This window comes from Micromonospora mangrovicola (genome assembly GCF_047200535.1).
GTDB lineage: Bacteria > Actinomycetota > Actinomycetes > Mycobacteriales > Micromonosporaceae > Micromonospora.
In genome coordinates, this window is sequence record NZ_JBJZOG010000052.1 from 31956 (window position 1) to 48088 (window position 16133).

Below are 16133 nucleotides of genomic sequence, written 5' to 3' on the forward strand. Positions count from 1 at the left end.
ACCGACGGAAGGTGTGGCGCGAGTCCACGGCTGAGCGGATGCGGCGGCGCGAATCCGTGCACGGGTGGCAAAGCGTGGGACACGCACGACACGGTCGACCGGTTCTGGTGGCCTTAGCGTGATCACTGTGAGTAGGCGACGACTGGCGGCGGGGGCAGCTGCCTGGGCAGGCGGTCCTCCGCGACACTGGCCCACCCGCCGGTGCAAGCCGATATCGGTACCCGGAGGACGAGGAGCGGGCGTCGGCCGTCCCGTCGCGCGGCTGGCCGACGCCTTCGGGCCGCGTCGACCCGGGTGACGCCCACCCCGCACATCGCAACTCCGGCCGGCCCGGTGATCGGGAGGTGACATGGCGGTGGAGCGGCAACAACGCCCGCAGGAGCACCCGGTAGCGGAGCACCGGGCGCGTCGGGTGGCGGACCTCCAGTTGCGGGTCGCGAACCGGATCATGGCGTTCGCCGGCCCGATGTCGTTCGTCTATCTCCATGCCGCGCTGCTCGCGGGATGGATGATCTGCATCGAAAGTGATCAACGGCCGGAGCTCATGCTGATCATCTCGCTGGAAGCGCTTTTCCTCTCGGCGTTCGTCATGATCGGCCAGCCGGGTACACCAGCTCACCACCGACCTGCATCAGCGGCTTTTCGCCAGCGATGACGCGCAGAGCAGATCGGCGCCGGAGGGCTCCCGCGACGGGCGTGGCGCCCGTTGATCGCTCGTTCCGGCTACGGCCTCGTGCCCAGACTTACCAGGAGGAGATTCCAGATGGGCTCGGACCCGACAGCGGAGCAAGCTGACATGCCGGCGGCCCTGGACGATCCGACGAGCCGTTGCGCAGGGACTCGTCCGGTGGGTGGACGTGGGGCGGCCGGCGTCGCCGCACTGGCCGCCGTCGCCACCGGCAACCTCGTGCTCTGGCTGGTCGCCGGGCCGAGCGGTGAGTCCGCCGGTCGATTCGTCGGCGAGCTCTGCGGCGCCGAGGCGGTGCTGCTCTTCGTCTGCGCACTGGTACTCACCACGCTCCTGCCACCGATCGAGCGGGCGTTCGGGGGCCTCGACCGGGTCGCACTGTGGCATCGCCGCCTCGCCGTCGTGGGCGTGCTGCTGCTCGTACCCCATCTCGCGCTCGGCAACTCGCCGCCGGATCCGTACGGCACGACGCTCGGGCGGGCCCTGGGAAGTGTGGCGCTGTACGGGATCGTGTTCCTGTCGCTGTGGGCGTTGGCGCCAAGTCTGCGCGCCGCCCGATGGCCCGGTCCGGTACGTCGCCTCGCCAAGGCCGGCTATGAGCGGTGGCTGGCCTCGCACCGGTTCATGGGGCTGTTCGTCGCCGTCGCGGTCGTGCACGGCGCGACCGTTGCGGTGATCCTGCACCGCTCGACCGTGCTCGACGCGGTCTACCTGGTCACTGGTGTCGTCGGCGTCGCCGCGTACCTTTACCGCGAAATCTTCGCCCGCTACGTGGTCCCGGTTCACCAGTACTCGGTAGCCGCCGTCGAACGCCTGAACGGGACAACCGTCAACGTGGGGCTCGATCCGGTTGGCGACCCGCTCGTGTTCATCCCTGGTCAGTTCGTCTTCGTGGCCTTCGGTGGACCCGGCGGCTGGCGTCGACACCCGTTCACCGTCGCCAGTTCACCGTCGGTACGCCGTCTCACCGTCTCGGTCAAGGCCGCTGGGGACGATACCTACGGCATCTACCATCGTCTTCGGCCCGGAATTCCAGCCAGGATCACCGGCCCGTTCGGCGGCTTCGACCACCGGTACGGCGGGCGCGATCAGATCTGGATCGCCGGGGGGATCGGCATAACGCCTTTTCTCAGCTGGCTGCGGTCCGTCGACCAGGGTTTCGACCGGAACGTGGACCTCTACTACTGCGTGGCCCACGCCCGCGACGCCCTCTTCATCGACGAGATCACCGCGACGGCCGCAGGTCATCCATCCCTGCGCCTACACCTCGTCGTCGCCGATCGCGACGGTCAGTTGACCGCGTCGTCGGTCATGGGCGGGCGCGGCAGTGAGCAGGTGTGGGTCTACATGTGCGGGCCCCCGGCGATGATGACCTCCCTGTCCCGAGGCTTCCGCGCCCACGGTGTACCCACCAGTCGAATCCGTTGGGAGCGATTCGACGTGCGATGAGCCTCCGCGCGGCTGCCGAGCGCTGACGCGGCGGCCTCGGCCCGCCACCCCGGCTGTGCACGTAGGCGCAGGAGGCGTGCACGCACGACACCGTCGCCGGACGGGTGGACGGCGACGATGGCGATCGGTTCGGTGCTGGCTCCGATGGAGGAAACATGTTCAAGTCCCTGACCACGTCGCTGCTGTGGCGTGGCATCCTGGCCGTCGTCCTCGGCTTCGTCTCGGTCGCGTGGCCGCAGATCACCGTGGGTGCGCTGGTCATCCTGTTCGCCGTGTACGCGTTCATCGCGTCCGCTGCCGACGCCGCCCACGCGTTCAGCAGTGATCGGGCCGGGCCCGTGGCCGGGTATCTCCTGCTGGCCGTGCTGTCGCTGGGGGCTGGGCTCGGCGCGCTGTTCTGGCCCGGCATCACCGCGTTGGTGCTGACCGTCTGGATCGCCGTGTGGGCGGTCATCACCGGTGTCGTCGAGATCGTCATGGCCTTCCGCGGCGACAAGATCGCCGGCCAGCGGGTGCTGTGGGCGCTGAGCGGACTGGTGTCGGTCGGGTTCGGTGTGGTCCTGGCGATCCGCCCGGACGCCGGGGCGCTCACCCTGGCCACGGTCTTCGGTCTGTTCGCGATCGTCTACGGCATCTCCACGATCGTCGTGGCAGTGCAGGCGAAGATGGCCGGCCGGGAGGCCCGCCGCCTCGTCACGACCTGATCGAGCCGACCACATGCTGCCGCCACCCGCCGCCCACCCGTCAGGGACCGGGCGCCGGGTGGCGGGCACCGTTTCCGGAGCAGGGAGGATGTCATGAGCGATGAGCCGACGGGCCCGGTGTCCGGCACCACCGTGTTCGGCCGGGCGATCGCGGCCACCGGCGGAGTGGTCCTGGTCGGGCTGGGCTGCCTGGTCGTCTACGCCGTGCGTACCGTGCTGGTGCAGGCCCTCATCGGGCTGTTCATCGCCATCAGCCTCGACCCGCCGGTGCGGGCCATGGTCCGCCGGGGCGTGCGGCGCGGTCTCGCGGTGACGGTGATCGTCCTGGCTGCGCTGGCGGTGCTCATCGCGGCGGTGGCGGCGTTCGTCCCACCACTCGTCGCCCAGGGCAGTGCCCTGACCGCCGACTTTCCCCGCTACCTCGCCGACCTGCGGGCCGACTCGCCGTGGCTCGCCAGGCTGGACGACCGCTTCCAGGTCCACGCCCAGGTCGCGCACTGGTTGACCGCGCTGCCCGGGCGGGACGCCTTGGGATACGGGCAGCGGTTCATGGGTGCGCTGTCGTCGGCGTTCCTGGTGGCCGTCCTGACCGTGTACCTGATGCTGGACCTGCCCCGGCTACGCGCCAGGCTCGTCTCGACGTCCCCACGACGGCACCGCCGAGCCGTCGAGAGCGCCCTGACCGTGGTCACCGACAAGGTCGGCGCGTACATGATCGGTAATATCGTCATCTCGGTGATTGCCGGCGGCACGTCCTTCGTCGCGCTCACCGTGCTGGGCGTGCCGTTCGCGTTCCCGTTGGCCGTCGTCGTCGCGCTGACCGACCTGATTCCGATGGTCGGCGCGACGCTGGGTGCCACGATCTGCGTCGTGGTGGCCCTGGCCACCACCGACGTGTGGCCCCACGCCACGGCGCTCGCGCTGTTCTTCGTGCTCTATCAGCAGGTGGAGAACTACCTTCTTGTCCCGCGGGTGATGCGCGACGCGGTCCAGTTGCCGGCGCTGGCCGTGCTGCTCGCCGCCCTCATCGGGGGCGCGCTGCTGGGCCTGATCGGTGCGCTCATGGCCATCCCGCTCGCGGCCGCGGTCAAGGCCGTCGTCGCCACCGTCGCGGTCCACCGGCTCCCGGAGCAGTCGCCCGTCACCGGCCCGGACAGCGCGTCGGCAGTAGACGCCTGAGCGCGGCCTGAGCGCGAGTTCGGCGGCCCGAGCCGCGCTGGCCACCGCCGCAACGGCCCGATCATCCGCCGCCCCCGGCATGTGCGCGTCGCAACAGCAGCCCGACAAACAGCGGCCCACAGTGCACAGGGTGAATGGTCGGCTGCACGTGCGACACATTTCACCGAATCGATGGCGTTTAACCTGAGCGAGGCCACATCGATCGGGAAAGATCCGCGAGATCCCTTTCACCTGCTGCTCGCGGCCGGCTCGATTTTCCCGGCGAACACTTCCGGAATTCGGCCGGACGCAATCCGCCGTACCCGCCGAGTGGCCGCGACAAATTCCATTCACGGCAATTCGAGGAGAGCTACATGTCATCCTTCACCCGCCGCGGTTTCCACCGCGCGGCCACCGCGCTGGTGGCCGGTGCCGCGCTCGGCGGCACAGCTGTCCCGCGGTCCGCTGCCGCCGCCACCGGTCGGGTCGTCGCGGACCAGCCGCCGACCGTCCTGCTCGTCCACGGGGTGTTCGCCGGCTCGTCCAGCTGGAACGGCGTCATCCCGCTACTGCAACGGTCGGGCTACCCGGTACTGGCGGCGGCGAACCCCCTGCGGGATCTCGCTGGCGACTCCGCGTACGTGTCCAGCATCATCGACACCATTCCAGGTCCGGTCATCCTCGTCGGCCACTCGTACGGCGGCGCCGTGATCACCAACGCGGCCCGGGAGCATGACAACGTCAAGGCGCTGGTCTACGTGGCGGCGTTCGCCCCCGACGCAGGCGAGAGCCCGCTGGCGCTGACCGACAAGTTCCCGGGCAGCCAGCTCTCCTCCGCCCTGATCACACGCCCGTTTCCGCTGCCGGACGGCTCGACCGGCTACGACGGCTACGTCGACCCGGCCAGGTTCCACGAGGTGTTCGCGGCGGACCTGACCCGGTCGACCGCGGCGCTCATGGCGGTCACCCAGCGACCCGGCAGCGTCGGTGGCCTGGCCGGGCTCAGCGGCGCACCGGCCTGGAAGAACCTCCCGTCCTGGTACGTCATCCCCGCCGCGGACCAGGTCATCCCGCCGGCCGCCCAGCGGTACATGGCGCAGCGGGCGGGCAGTCGGGTGGTCGAGGTCCGGGACGCGTCGCACGTTGTCATGTTGTCCCGACCCGAGACCGTTCTGCGGCAAATCGAGGCCGCCGCCTACGCGGTCCGCTGATCCGGTCGACCGGGCCGCGCCGCCCATCGCGGCGCGGCCCCTCCTGCCCGGAGCTGCCCGCGGCTTCCGGAATCGCGCGCCTGTTCAGAATGGAGCAGCAAAATGCTTACCAGCGTCAACATGGGAGCGGTTCTCGGCGAGGCCGCCGGCCCCAGTTACGGGCAGCCGGGCACCGGCCAGCAGTTCGCCGTTCTCGTCGGGCTTGCCGAGGTGGTCGCCGAGGAACTGGAACGCAGGCTCGCCGACGGGGTCGGCGCGGCACAGCGTCGGGCGCTGACCACGGCCGCCGGCCGGGAACGGGACCGGCTGCGGCTGCTGCGGTCGGTGGTGACCAGGACCCTGGACTCGTCTGCCGCCCTGCCGGCGGTGCCGGGACTGACGCTGGCGGCGTTCCACCGGCCCGCGGCGCCCACCGGACTCGGTGGCGACTTCCTGGACGTCTTCCCACTCGACGACGGGGCCTGGGGAGTCATCGTGGGCGACGTGTGCGGCAGCGGAGTGACGGCGGCGTCGTTGACCGCGCACTGCTGGTACGTGATGCGTCGGGCGGCAGACCGCAGCCAGCGACCCGCCGCCATGCTCAGGGCCCTCAACGACGAACTCCTGCACAGGACCGTGGACGCCAATGGCTTCTGTACCGCCCTGTGCGCCCTCGTCAAGACCGGGGACGGCGGCTGCCGGGTGACCATCGCCAGCGGAGGCCACCCGGAACCGCTCCTCGTACGGCAGGAGAACGGGGTGGTGCGGCCGCGGACGCTCGGCCTGCGCCCCGGCCCGATGCTCGGCGTCCGAACCGACCCCGTCTTCCCCGAGGTGACGCTGCCACTGGCGCTCGGCGACACCCTGCTCGCCTACACCGACGGCCTGACCGAGGCCCGCCTGCCCTCCGGGGCCATGGTCTCGGAGGCCGGCGTGGCGGCGGCGGTCGGCGCGCTCGACACGGTCAACGCGGGCAAGGTCATCGACTGCGTGCGGCAACTCCTGAGCGCCGCCACCGGCAGCCGCCGGCCCGACGACGTCGCCGCGCTGGCCCTCACCGCGGGCCCCTCCGGTACGGCGACGGTCAGCCGGACGGCAACTGCGCGTGCAGCTGGGCCCGCGATGTGACATCCAGCTTCCGGAACACCTTTCTCAGGTGGTACTCGACCGTGCTCGGGCTGATGAACAGCTGGGCCGCGATGTCCCGGTTGGGTGCGCCCCCCGCCGCCAGTCGTGCCACCTCGAGTTCCTGAGGCGTGAGCGTGCCTCGTTCGGTGGATCCGCCGACAACCGTCTCCCCGGCGGCGGCCAGTTCCCGACGGGCTCGGCGGGCGTAGATCGCCGCCCCCATGCCCTCGAACATGACGTACGCCGTCCTCAGCTGTTGCCGCGCCTCACGGCGGCGCCGCCTGCGGCGCAGCCACTCCCCGTACATCAGGTGAGCTCGCGCGAGCGCGGGTCTTGCGGGTGACGTCTCGAGTAGGGCGACTGCCGAGCGGTAGTGCTGCTCCGCCTCGTCCTCGGTCGCGACCAGCGCCCGGCAGCGGGCGAGCAGCCCGCGGGCGGTCGGCGTTCCGCTCGCCGAGGCCATGGCCGCCAGTTGCCGTAACGCCGCCTCGGCGGTGGACTCGTCGCCGACCCGGTGGGCCGCCTCGATCACCTCCGGCAGGTTGCTGGCGTACAGCGGGCCGACGGTTTCCTCGGCGAGGACCCGGAGGCCGTGGGCCAGTGCGGTGGCGTAGTTGCCGAGGCTGACATCCAGCATGCACAACGCCAACTCGGAGGTCAGCGCCCCGTACGGACCCTCGTGCTGGGCGGCGGCCTGCCGGATCCGTCGCTCGGCCGTCGATCTGGCCAGGTCCTCCGGGCCAGTCACGCTCAACAGGAGTTCCACCCCCGGGCGGTGGCCGAACTGGGACAGCTCCGCGGCGGCCCCGTTGAACTCGTCCGCCGAGATGTAGTCGCCGCGCACCAATTCCAGCAGTGCCCGGATGCGCAGCGCCCGGGCCAGTGCGTTGACCGTCCCCCGGGCACGGGCGAGGTCGACCCATGCCGTGGTCAGGGCGAGTAGCGCGTCGACGTCCCACATTTCCAGGGCGGCGAGGCTCGCCAGGTTGAATCCTCGCAAATCCGGCGCGCCGTCGAGGTGGGCGGCGATGGCGGCCCGGTAGCGTGGGAAGGCAGACTGATGCCCGTCGAGGAAGCGGGCGGTGAAAGCGTCGACCAGCAGGTCCGCGGGTGTCATTTCAGCCGGCTGGATCGCCGGCCACCGCCGGGCCTCGGTGGCCGCGGCGAGGGTGGCCTGCCGGCTGGTCCACGCCGCGACCTCGAACGCCTCGAACAGCGCGTCCCGCGCGGCTCGCTTGTCGTGGTCCAGCAGCGTCCGCGCGACCTCCATGATCAGCGCGAACGCCTCGGGAAGCCGGCCCTGCGCGAAGCGGATCCGGGCCTGTACCCGCAGCCCCTCGGCGCGGTCCGGGGCGGCGAGCAGGTCTGGCAGGGCCTGCCCGATCAGGACGTCGGCGGCGGCCGGATCGCTGGCCCCCAGGTGCGCCTGCGCGGCGGCCAGCAGGCGGTATGGTCGCCGGCTGCGGTCCTCGGTCAGTTCCACCGCTCGAGACAGCAGAGTGGCTCGCGAGGCGTAGCCGCCGCGGGCGCCGGCCCGGCCCGCCGACTGTTCGAGTTCGGAGGCGAGCTCTTCGTCGGGTCCGACGGCTGCGGCGGCCCGGTGCCAGGCCCGCCGGTCGGCGTTGTCGTCAACGGCGGCCAGCGCCTCGTGTGCGAGGCGCCGCTCGGCCACCGGTGCGCCGTGGTAGACGGCGGAGCGGATCACCGGATGCCGAAACTCGAGACGTGGGCCGAGGGTCAGCAGGTGCCCGCTCTCCGCCGGTCCGGCCGCGGCGAGTGACGAGCCGAGCCGTTCGGCGGCCCGGCGGAGGAGACCGGCATCGCCGGAGGGGTCGGACGCAGCGACGAGGAGCAGGGTTCGGGTCGCGGCGGGCAGCGCGCGCAGGCGGCGCTGGTAGATCTGCTCCAGCCGCCGCCCCACCGGCAGCGGGTCGGGTAGGGGGGCCGCGCCGGACAGTTGGGCGGCGGTCAGTTCCCGGGCGAGTTCGATCAGGGCCAGCGGGTTGGCGTCGGTACCGGCCAGGAGCAGGTTCGCCACCCGGTCGGAGACCGCGGTGCCGGCCCGAGTGGTCAACAGTTGCCGCACGGCCTCCGGTGGGAGCCCGCCGACCGCGAGCCTGTCGAGCCCGTCGAAGGCGCGGGCCGGGTGGTCGTTCTCGCGGACGGCGAAGAGCATCGCGATCCGTTCGGTCCGGATCCGTCGTGCGACGAAGGCCAGCACGTCCGCGGACTCGGTGTCCAGCCATTGCGCGTCGTCGATGACGCAGACCACCGGCTGTGCGGTGGCGAGTTCCGCCAGGGCGGTCAGCGCGGCCAGGCTGACCAGGAAGCGGTCGGGGGTCGGGCCGCTCTGCAGGCCGAACGCCGTCCGTAGGGCGACCCGCTGCGGCTCGGGCAGCACGGTGCCGCCGGCCAGGACGGGGCTCAGCAGCAGGTGCAGCGCTGAGTAGCTCAGGTCGGCTTCCGCCTCGACGCCGCTGACGTGCAGCACGCACGCATCACCGGCGTCCGCCACCGCCCGCGCAAGCAGCGCCGTCTTCCCGGCGCCGGGCTCCCCGCCCAGGACGAGTGCGCCGCTGCGCCCGTCGCGGGCTCGGCCGATCATGCGCTGGATCGCCGCCAGCTCGTCGGCTCGTCCCAGCAGGTCCCGTGTTGCCATCCCGTCGAGCGTACGGCGGGTGGTGATCAACTCAGGCCGCCTGGTGAGCGAGATGACCCGCAGCACGGTCGTGGCCCACGTTCAGTCGGGCATTGCTCCCGCGAGATACCGCAATCCGCTGATTCCGGGTAGGAACACCTGTTCGCTGCCTTTCGAGACGACGAATGCCGGCAGCCCGGGGTCGAAGATCCACTCGTGCGGCGAAAAATCGAACTGCCGACCCGGGTCGGCGTTGACGCACTCCAGTACCACGCCCCGGGCGATCCCGTCGTCGTCGAGGACGCCCGCGGGCAGCGCCGGGCCGTACACGGCCCGCCGGCACAGCAGCATGTGCGGGCAACCGGTCAGCCTGGCGCCCGGCAGCTCCTCGCCGTACACGTCCTCGTTCTCCTTGCGGAAGCGTTGGAAGAGGGCGACCTTCTGGTGCAGTTTCCGGATCGACAGGTACGTGCCGTTGCGCCACAGCCGCTCCGGACCGGGGCCGGTCGCGATCCGGCCGAGCTCGTCGACGTAGCCGAGCAGGAACTCGCCCGCCCGGGCGCGGACCTGGCCCGCCCGGGGCCGGCCACTCTCGCCTGAGACGAAGGGCCGGCTGGCCCGATCCACGAGGCCGAGATGGTCTCGACCACTCTCCGGCGCTCGGATGTCCAGTCGGCTCACCGGCGTGACACCGGCCAGTTTCTGCCGCGCCGTGTGGCCGATGGCCAGCTTCGCCTCGAAGGTGGCCCGGTCGGGCGCAATCAGCAGGAGCCCGATGTCGAAGCGAGCCCGTTCCGGCAGTTTCCCGTTGGTCGGGTCGCCCTCGCCAAGATCCCCAAGTTGAGCCTCGCAGGCGCGCATCGGCTCGCGGAACTCCTGCGGGAACCCATCGAGAACTTGTCGCGACAGGCCCAACGCCCGCAGACCGGGGTGGCTGAAGGCGATGTTGAGCCAGGCCGCGTCCTCCGGTTCTTGCCAGTCCGCGGCGGTCGTCACGTGCGGCACCAGGCGGCGCAGCATCAACCGGGCCTGCGCCGGATCGTCGATCCGGTAGAGCAGGTAGGCGCCCACGTACGGCGTCGGCCGTGGCCTGAGTACGGTTCCCTGGATCTGGTCCAGTTCCAGTTGCATGCTCCCGTGCCCCCTCGTGACGACCGTCTCGAGGCTAGGCGCGTCGATGCCGGCGGCCCGTGTCCAGCGTGCACAGGTGGCTGACGGCCGTGCACACCGACGCCGGTTCGCCCGGCCCGACCCGGCCTAGCCTCGGCCGCGCCGAGCACGAGCGTGGTCGGTCGATGACGGGAGGGACCAGAGATGACTACGGTCGACGCGCAGATCGAGTGCGCCAACGCCGCAGGGCGTACCCCGGTGGTGTTCATCCACGGGCTGTGGCTGCTGCCCAGCAGCTGGGACCGGTGGGCGGAGGTGTTCGAGGAGCACGGCTACGCGCCGGTGACGCCCGGCTGGCCCGACGACCCGGACACCGTCGAGGAGGCGAACGCCCACCCCGAGGTCTTCGCCGGCAAGACCATCGCCCAGGTGGCCGATCATTACGCTGCCGTGATCGGCCGACTCGACCGGAAGCCCGCGGTGATCGGGCACTCGTTCGGTGGCCTGCTGACGAACATCGTCGCCGGGCGCGGTCTTGCGGCGGTGTCCGTCGCGATCGCCCCGGCGCCGTTCCGGGGCGTGCTGCCCCTGCCATTCTCCGCGCTGCGCGCCTCGGCGCCGGTGCTGAGCAATCCCGCCAACCGGCACCGGGCGGTGCCGCTGACCTTCGAACAGTTCCGGTACGCCTTCGCGAACGCGGTCAGCGAGGAGGAGGCGAAGCACCTGTACGAGACCTACGCCGTGCCCGCCCCCGGAGCGCCGATCTTCCAGGCCGCCACCGCGAACCTCAACCCCTGGACCGAAGCGCGGGTCGACACGGCCAACCCCGAGCGCGGCCCGTTGCTGATCATCGGCGGGGAGCGCGACCACACCGTACCGCGGGCCATCACCGAGGCGGTGTACCGCCGGCAGCAGGACAATCCGGGCATCACCGAGTTCGTCGAGCTTCCCGGCCGGGGGCACGCCATCACCATCGACGAGGGCTGGCGGGAGGCCGCCGAGACGGCGCTCGCGTTCGTCCGACGGTTCGCGTAGCGGACGGGACTAAGGGTTTCCGGGATTCCGACGCGCTCGACCGGTGTCAGGCTGGTGGCAGCGGACCTGGGGTCCGGTGGATCGACGAGGCGCCCGGGGCGGGCCGGGGACGACGCCGAGCGTCGCCGGCCATCCGGGCATCCCGTGCCTGGGCGGGCCGGCGCGAGACTCCCGCACCCCAGGGCCGGAAGGGTGAGGCTCAGGGGGTGAGGCATGGATCGGCGCCGGTTGCGCGGCCGGGAATCCGAGATGGGGGTGCTTCGGCGGCTGCTTGACGACGTCGCCGAGTCGGGCTCCGCCGCGGCGGCGCTCGTGCACGGTGAGCCCGGCATCGGCAAGACAGCTCTGCTGGACGCCACCATCCAGTACGCGGCCGAGTGCGGGTTCCGGGTGGCCTACGGGCGCGCCGAGGAGAACGACCAGGTCGCCCCGCTGGCCTCGCTGCTCGAGGCGCTGCGCCACGGCCCGGCACCCCTGCTCACCGGAGCCGACCTCGCCGCGCTGCCGTTGCACCAGGAACAGCGGTACTGGCTGGTGGAGCAGGTGGCCGGCCTGATCGAGAGCCAGGCCAGCCGCACCCCGATCATGATCGCCGTCGACGACCTGCACTGGGCCGATCCGCTCAGCCGGTTCGCGCTCCGGGTCCTGCCCGTCCGGCTGCGCGGCTCCCCGGTGTGCTGGGCGCTCACCAGCCGGGAGGAGACCGAGGCGGTCGCGCTGCGGGTCGAGCGGGTACGGCTCAGGCCCCTGCCGCCCGCGGCGGTCGAGGCGCTGGCCGCGGACATCCTCCGGGCGCCGGTGGACGACCGGCTCCGCGCGCTGCTGACCGGTGCGGGCGGCAATCCGTTCCTCGCGGTGGAGATGATGGAGGGTCTGGCCGGCGCACCGACCGCCGACGGCCCGCCGGACCGCCTGGTGACCGGCGTGCGAGGACGGCTCGGCTCACTGCCGCCGCAGACTCTCCGGTTCCTGCAGGCCGGCGCCGTGCTCGGCCGTCGGTTCACGCTCTCCGACGCCCAGGTGCTGCTCGGCGCGCCAGCGGCCACCCTGATCGCCGACACCGAGGCAGCTGTGTACGGATCGGTGCTCGCCGACGACGGCGAGCGCCTCGAGTTTCGACACGACCTGCTCCGCCAGGCGGTCTACGCCGGCATCCCGCCGTCGGCCCGCAATGTCCTGCACCGGGCGGCCGCGTCCCACCTGCTGCGCGGCGGCCGGCGCCCGACCGAGGCGGTACGGCACCTGCTGATCGGCGTGGGGCCCGGCGACGAGGACGCGCTGGGGCTGCTGCGTGACGCAGCCGACGACGTCACGACCGCGCTACCCGCCCTGGCCGCGGACCTGCTGCTTCGCGCGCTCAGCCTGACACCCCCCGGACACCCCGATTACTTCCCCACCGCCGAGCGGGCCATCCGGCTGCTGACCCTGTCCCAACGCAACCGCGAGGCGGTCGACGTCGCCGACGCGGCGCTCGACCAGCGGCCCGGGGACGAGACCGCCGGGCGCATCGAGGCGGCGCTCGGCCGCGCCCTGTGGAACCTGTGGTGGGCGGCCGAGCTGAGCCGGCGGACCGAGCGGGCCCTCGGCCGGTCCGGTCTGACCCCCCGGACCCGAGCCCGGTTGGAATCGCTGCGCGCCCTCGCGTTGTCCCGCAGCCGCGACCAGGCCGCGGCCCGGGACGCCGGCAAGGCCGCGCTCGCCGCGGCGGAGGCGCTGGGCGACGAGCAGGCCCTCACGACGGCACTGCTGGCACTCGGCGAAACGGCGTTCAACGAGGGCTACTGCCGGGAGGCGCTGCACCACTTCGAGCGCCTGCGCGATTACGACCCGACGGCGATCCTCTGGGAGATCCTGGTCCACCAGCACCTGGACAACTTCGACACGAGCGCGCGGCTGATCGCCGAGGCGCGCCGGGAGTGTGAGCGTGAAGGCAGCCGTCTCCCGTTGGCCGCCGTGCTGTGGGCGCAGGCCAGTCAGACCTGGCTGCTCGGCCAGCTCGACGACCTGGACGCCGACCTGCGTACCATCTCCGAACTCGACGGCGACGGACCGCCGGCGCACGCGTACACCATGCTGTGCCAGATCACGCTGATCCGCCTCGCCATGTTGCGCGGCGACGACCAGGGTGCGCGGCAACTGCTCTCCGCGGCCAAGGCCCGGCTCGGTGCCGCCGCCGACCCGGGCGACGTGGTGCACGTGCGACTCGGCGAGGCGTGGCTGCTCGCTGCGACCGGCGACGCACCGCAGGCCGTCGAGATCATGTGTCGCGACCAGCAGCGCGACGACCACTGGCTGGTCCAGACCCGCACCCTGCGGCCCCTGGTGGGCTCCTTCATCGACATCGCCCTGCGCGGCGGGAGCCCGGCCCTGGCCGGCGAACTGGCGGCGCAGGCCGACCTGTACGCGAGCCGCAACCCCGGCGCGGTCACGGCAGCGGGCATGGCCGCGCACGCCAACGGGCTGGTGACCGCGGACCTGAGCCTGCTGGAGCGGGCGGTGCACATCCTCGCCGACAGCCCTCGCCGACTCGTCTATGCCCGCGCCGCCGCGGACTACGGCCAGGCGCTGCTGCGCGCCGGTCACCGGCAGGCGGGCATCCGGCAACTGCTGGCCGCCGCGCAGACGTTCGCCCGCACCGGGTCACCGCGCGAGGCGGAGCAACTGGACCGGATCCTGCGGTCGCTCGGCGCGCTGCGTCGCGCGCGCACGGCCGTGGAGCGGCGCCCGGCGACCGGATGGGCCGCGCTCACGCCGACGGAGCGGCGGATCGCCCGGCTGGTCGCCGAGGGCCACACCAACCGCTCCGCGGCCACCCAGCTGTCCATCTCGCCGCACACCGTCAACACCCACCTGGGTTCCGTGTTCCGCAAGCTCCAGGTCACCACCCGGGTGCAGCTGACCCGGGCCGTGCTGATCCACGATCCGGCCACCTGACGCGATTCCCGCCGGGTCCCGGCCACCGGCCGGCGTCGGGGCCCCGGATCTGGTACATCCGCGCGATCCGCCCACGCGCCAATCCGTGTTTGCTGAACGCCGACGAGCACCACTTGGAGGCCGGTATGCAGCTCAACCTGGACACGTCTTTCCTGCGCGACGATCAACGCGGCGACGCCGTACAAGCCTTCCTGAACGACACCGTGGTCCGCTGCCGGGTCGATCACCCTTCGGAGATGGTGAGCCGACTGTCGTACACCCGAATGGGGCTGATCGGAATCTGCAGGGTCGAGGCCACCGCACCACCGGATGCGGCGCCCGCGGTCTTCGAACGTACCGAGCGACAGGCGGACGACGATCGCCAGCCTGCGGTGCTCGTCGACGTCCAGGTCTCCGGTACATCCACCGTCGTGCAGGACGGCCGCGAGGCGGTGCTGCACCCGGGCGAGTTCGCGTTGCGCGACACCACCAGCCGCTCCGTCGTCATCTACCGGGGCGGCGGCGTGCGGACGGTCGTGCGAGTCACCCGGTCGGCCCTGGCCCTGCCGCAACGTGCCCAGCGCGCGGCAACGGCCCGCGCGTTCGGCACCGGAACGGCGGTGTCCGCGCTCGCCGCCACCTACCTCACCCGACTCGAGGCGGCCACCGAACTGACCGCCCCGGCACACGCCCACCGGCTGGCCGCGGCCGGTGTCGACCTGATCCGGGCGGCGGTCGGCGCCGAGCTGGCGGACGACGTGCTGGACCGGCACGAGCGCCTGGACCTCCTGCACCGCAGGATCATGGCCTACCTCCAGGCCAACCTGACCCGGCCGGACCTGAACGCCGCCAAGGTGGCGGCCGCCCACCACATCTCCGTGCGCTACCTCTACACCGTCCTGGAACACGCCGGGATCAGCCTCGGCAGCTGGATCCAGACTCGCCGACTTGAGGGTGCGCGGGCCGACCTTTCCGAGCCGAACGCCTCGACCCGGCCGGTGCTCGCCATCGCAAAGCAGTGGGGCTTCACCGACGCCACCCACTTCAGCCGGGCATTCCGCCGGGCGTACGGAGTCAGCCCGAGTGAATGGCGGGACGGTCGGTAGGTCATGGATGCCGTCCTGGACACATCGGTCCTACCCGCGCCTGACCGAGAAGAGGCGGTGCGGGCGTTCTTCTCCGGCTCGGCCATCGGCCGCAACCGGATCGACGTCCCCTCCCGGTTCCGCAGCCGGATCGCCACCGGCTCCGCCGGTGACCTGCGCGTGTGCTCGCTGAAGAGCGTCTGCCAACCGGGCTCCCGATCGGAGGCCGCCCGTCACGGGCAGACCACCTCGCGCGGAGACGTCGCGCCGGCGGTGTTTCTGGTCCTGCAGGCCAGCGGCACCAGCGCGGTTGTCCAGTACGGCCGGGAAGCCGTACTGGGGCCGGGCAGCTTCGCCCTGCTCGACACGACGGCCACCTATGAGCAGTTCTTCCCCGGCGGCCACCGGCAGAGCTTGATCCAGATCCCGCACTCGGCGCTCGGTGTCGGCCGGCCGCTGCTGCGGGACGCGGCCGCACGACCCGTCAGCGCCGGCGCGAGCCCGATCAGCGGCCTTGTCGCCAGTTACTTCTCCCGGCTGATCAGCCAGCCCGACCTGCGGCAGGGCCCACACGCGTCGTCCGTGGCGGAGGTCGGTGTCCAACTGCTGACCTCCCTGCTCGCCGCTGAGTTTGGCGGCTCGGCACCGGCGGTCGAGGCACTGCACGAGACCCTGTCGGTCAGGATCATGGCCTACCTGCGCCACAACCTCACCGACCCCGGGCTCTGCGCCGAGCGCGTCGCCCGGGTCCACAACATCTCCGTCCGCTATCTCTACGTGCTGCTCGCCCGTGAGGGCGTCACGCTCGGGGAGTGGATCCGGACGCGGCGGCTCGCCGCCGCCCGCGACGAATTGGCCAGCCCACGGGCGAGATGGCGCACCATCGCCGCGATCGCGAACAGCTGGGGCTTCGCGGACGCCACCCATTTCAGCAAGATCTTCCGGCAGGCGTACGGGATGACTCCCCGTACCTGGCGGGCGGTCAACCAGCAGACGAAGGCGTGACCGCACCCCGGCTCCGCGCGGGGGCCAGCC

At 72.0% G+C, this 16133-nt stretch carries 12 protein-coding genes; 10 read left to right on the forward strand and 2 right to left on the reverse strand.

Translation table 11 applies throughout. The annotated features are described in order from the left end of the window. Nucleotides 1-349 precede the first annotated feature (349 nt). From ACL02O_RS20625 to ACL02O_RS20650, 6 genes are all read left to right on the forward strand, one after another. Complete coding sequence (locus ACL02O_RS20625) at nt 350-655, forward strand: hypothetical protein (protein WP_412819746.1); 306 nt, start codon at nt 350-352, stop codon at nt 653-655. 108 nt (nt 656-763) lie between these two features. Next, nucleotides 764-2137, forward strand: coding sequence for a ferredoxin reductase family protein (locus ACL02O_RS20630; protein WP_412819747.1), 1374 nt, complete (start codon nt 764-766; stop codon nt 2135-2137). Between the two features lie 155 nt (nt 2138-2292). Further along, nucleotides 2293-2841 (forward strand): HdeD family acid-resistance protein, encoded by a 549-nt coding sequence (locus ACL02O_RS20635; protein ID WP_412819748.1) that lies wholly within the window; start codon nt 2293-2295, stop codon nt 2839-2841. Nucleotides 2842-2934: 93 nt separating this feature from the next. Then, nucleotides 2935-4020, forward strand: coding sequence for an AI-2E family transporter (locus ACL02O_RS20640; RefSeq protein ID WP_412819749.1), 1086 nt, complete (start codon nt 2935-2937; stop codon nt 4018-4020). Between the two features lie 353 nt (nt 4021-4373). Then, nucleotides 4374-5210, forward strand: coding sequence for an alpha/beta fold hydrolase (locus ACL02O_RS20645; RefSeq protein ID WP_412819750.1), 837 nt, complete (start codon nt 4374-4376; stop codon nt 5208-5210). Between the two features lie 102 nt (nt 5211-5312). Beyond that, nucleotides 5313-6317: a PP2C family protein-serine/threonine phosphatase gene (locus ACL02O_RS20650; protein WP_412819751.1), complete on the forward strand. Its 1005-nt coding sequence runs from the start codon at nt 5313-5315 to the stop codon at nt 6315-6317. Here the strand turns inward: ACL02O_RS20650 and ACL02O_RS20655 are convergent. After that, a complete protein-coding gene (locus ACL02O_RS20655; protein WP_412819752.1) occupies nt 6274-8976 on the reverse strand; it encodes an ATP-binding protein in 2703 nt (900 codons plus the stop codon). The genes ACL02O_RS20650 and ACL02O_RS20655 overlap by 44 nt on opposite strands. A gap of 81 nt (nt 8977-9057) precedes the next feature. Then, on the reverse strand, nt 9058-10086 hold the full coding sequence (locus ACL02O_RS20660) for a hypothetical protein (protein ID WP_412819753.1): 1029 nt from the start codon (nt 10084-10086) through the stop codon (nt 9058-9060). Between the two features lie 183 nt (nt 10087-10269). Here ACL02O_RS20660 and ACL02O_RS20665 point away from each other — a divergent pair, with 183 nt between their 5' ends. The 4 genes from ACL02O_RS20665 (at nt 10270) to ACL02O_RS20680 (ending at nt 16103) form a co-directional block, all read left to right on the forward strand. Beyond that, nucleotides 10270-11100: an alpha/beta hydrolase gene (locus tag ACL02O_RS20665; protein WP_412819754.1), complete on the forward strand. Its 831-nt coding sequence runs from the start codon at nt 10270-10272 to the stop codon at nt 11098-11100. 213 nt (nt 11101-11313) lie between these two features. Beyond that, a complete protein-coding gene (locus tag ACL02O_RS20670; RefSeq protein ID WP_412819755.1) occupies nt 11314-14034 on the forward strand; it encodes a helix-turn-helix transcriptional regulator in 2721 nt (906 codons plus the stop codon). Between the two features lie 125 nt (nt 14035-14159). Next, complete coding sequence (locus tag ACL02O_RS20675; protein ID WP_412819756.1) at nt 14160-15119, forward strand: helix-turn-helix domain-containing protein; 960 nt, start codon at nt 14160-14162, stop codon at nt 15117-15119. Nucleotides 15120-15176: 57 nt separating this feature from the next. Then, on the forward strand, nt 15177-16103 hold the full coding sequence (locus ACL02O_RS20680) for a helix-turn-helix domain-containing protein (protein WP_412819757.1): 927 nt from the start codon (nt 15177-15179) through the stop codon (nt 16101-16103). Nucleotides 16104-16133 lie beyond the last annotated feature (30 nt).

Excerpts from the sequence above, each read along its gene's own strand:
- ACL02O_RS20645 (WP_412819750.1), top strand. The coding sequence starts at position 4,374 with ATGTCATCCTTCACCCGCCGCGGTTTCCACCGCGCGGCCACCGCGCTG.
- ACL02O_RS20675 (WP_412819756.1), top strand. The coding sequence starts at position 14,160 with ATGCAGCTCAACCTGGACACGTCTTTCCTGCGCGACGATCAACGCGGC.
- ACL02O_RS20655 (WP_412819752.1), bottom strand. The coding sequence starts at position 8,976 with ATGGCAACACGGGACCTGCTGGGACGAGCCGACGAGCTGGCGGCGATC.
- ACL02O_RS20665 (WP_412819754.1), top strand. The coding sequence starts at position 10,270 with ATGACTACGGTCGACGCGCAGATCGAGTGCGCCAACGCCGCAGGGCGT.
- ACL02O_RS20635 (WP_412819748.1), top strand. The coding sequence starts at position 2,293 with ATGTTCAAGTCCCTGACCACGTCGCTGCTGTGGCGTGGCATCCTGGCC.
- ACL02O_RS20630 (WP_412819747.1), top strand. The coding sequence starts at position 764 with ATGGGCTCGGACCCGACAGCGGAGCAAGCTGACATGCCGGCGGCCCTG.
- ACL02O_RS20640 (WP_412819749.1), top strand. The coding sequence starts at position 2,935 with ATGAGCGATGAGCCGACGGGCCCGGTGTCCGGCACCACCGTGTTCGGC.
- ACL02O_RS20660 (WP_412819753.1), bottom strand. The coding sequence starts at position 10,086 with ATGCAACTGGAACTGGACCAGATCCAGGGAACCGTACTCAGGCCACGG.
- ACL02O_RS20625 (WP_412819746.1), top strand. The coding sequence starts at position 350 with ATGGCGGTGGAGCGGCAACAACGCCCGCAGGAGCACCCGGTAGCGGAG.
- ACL02O_RS20650 (WP_412819751.1), top strand. The coding sequence starts at position 5,313 with ATGCTTACCAGCGTCAACATGGGAGCGGTTCTCGGCGAGGCCGCCGGC.
- ACL02O_RS20670 (WP_412819755.1), top strand. The coding sequence starts at position 11,314 with ATGGATCGGCGCCGGTTGCGCGGCCGGGAATCCGAGATGGGGGTGCTT.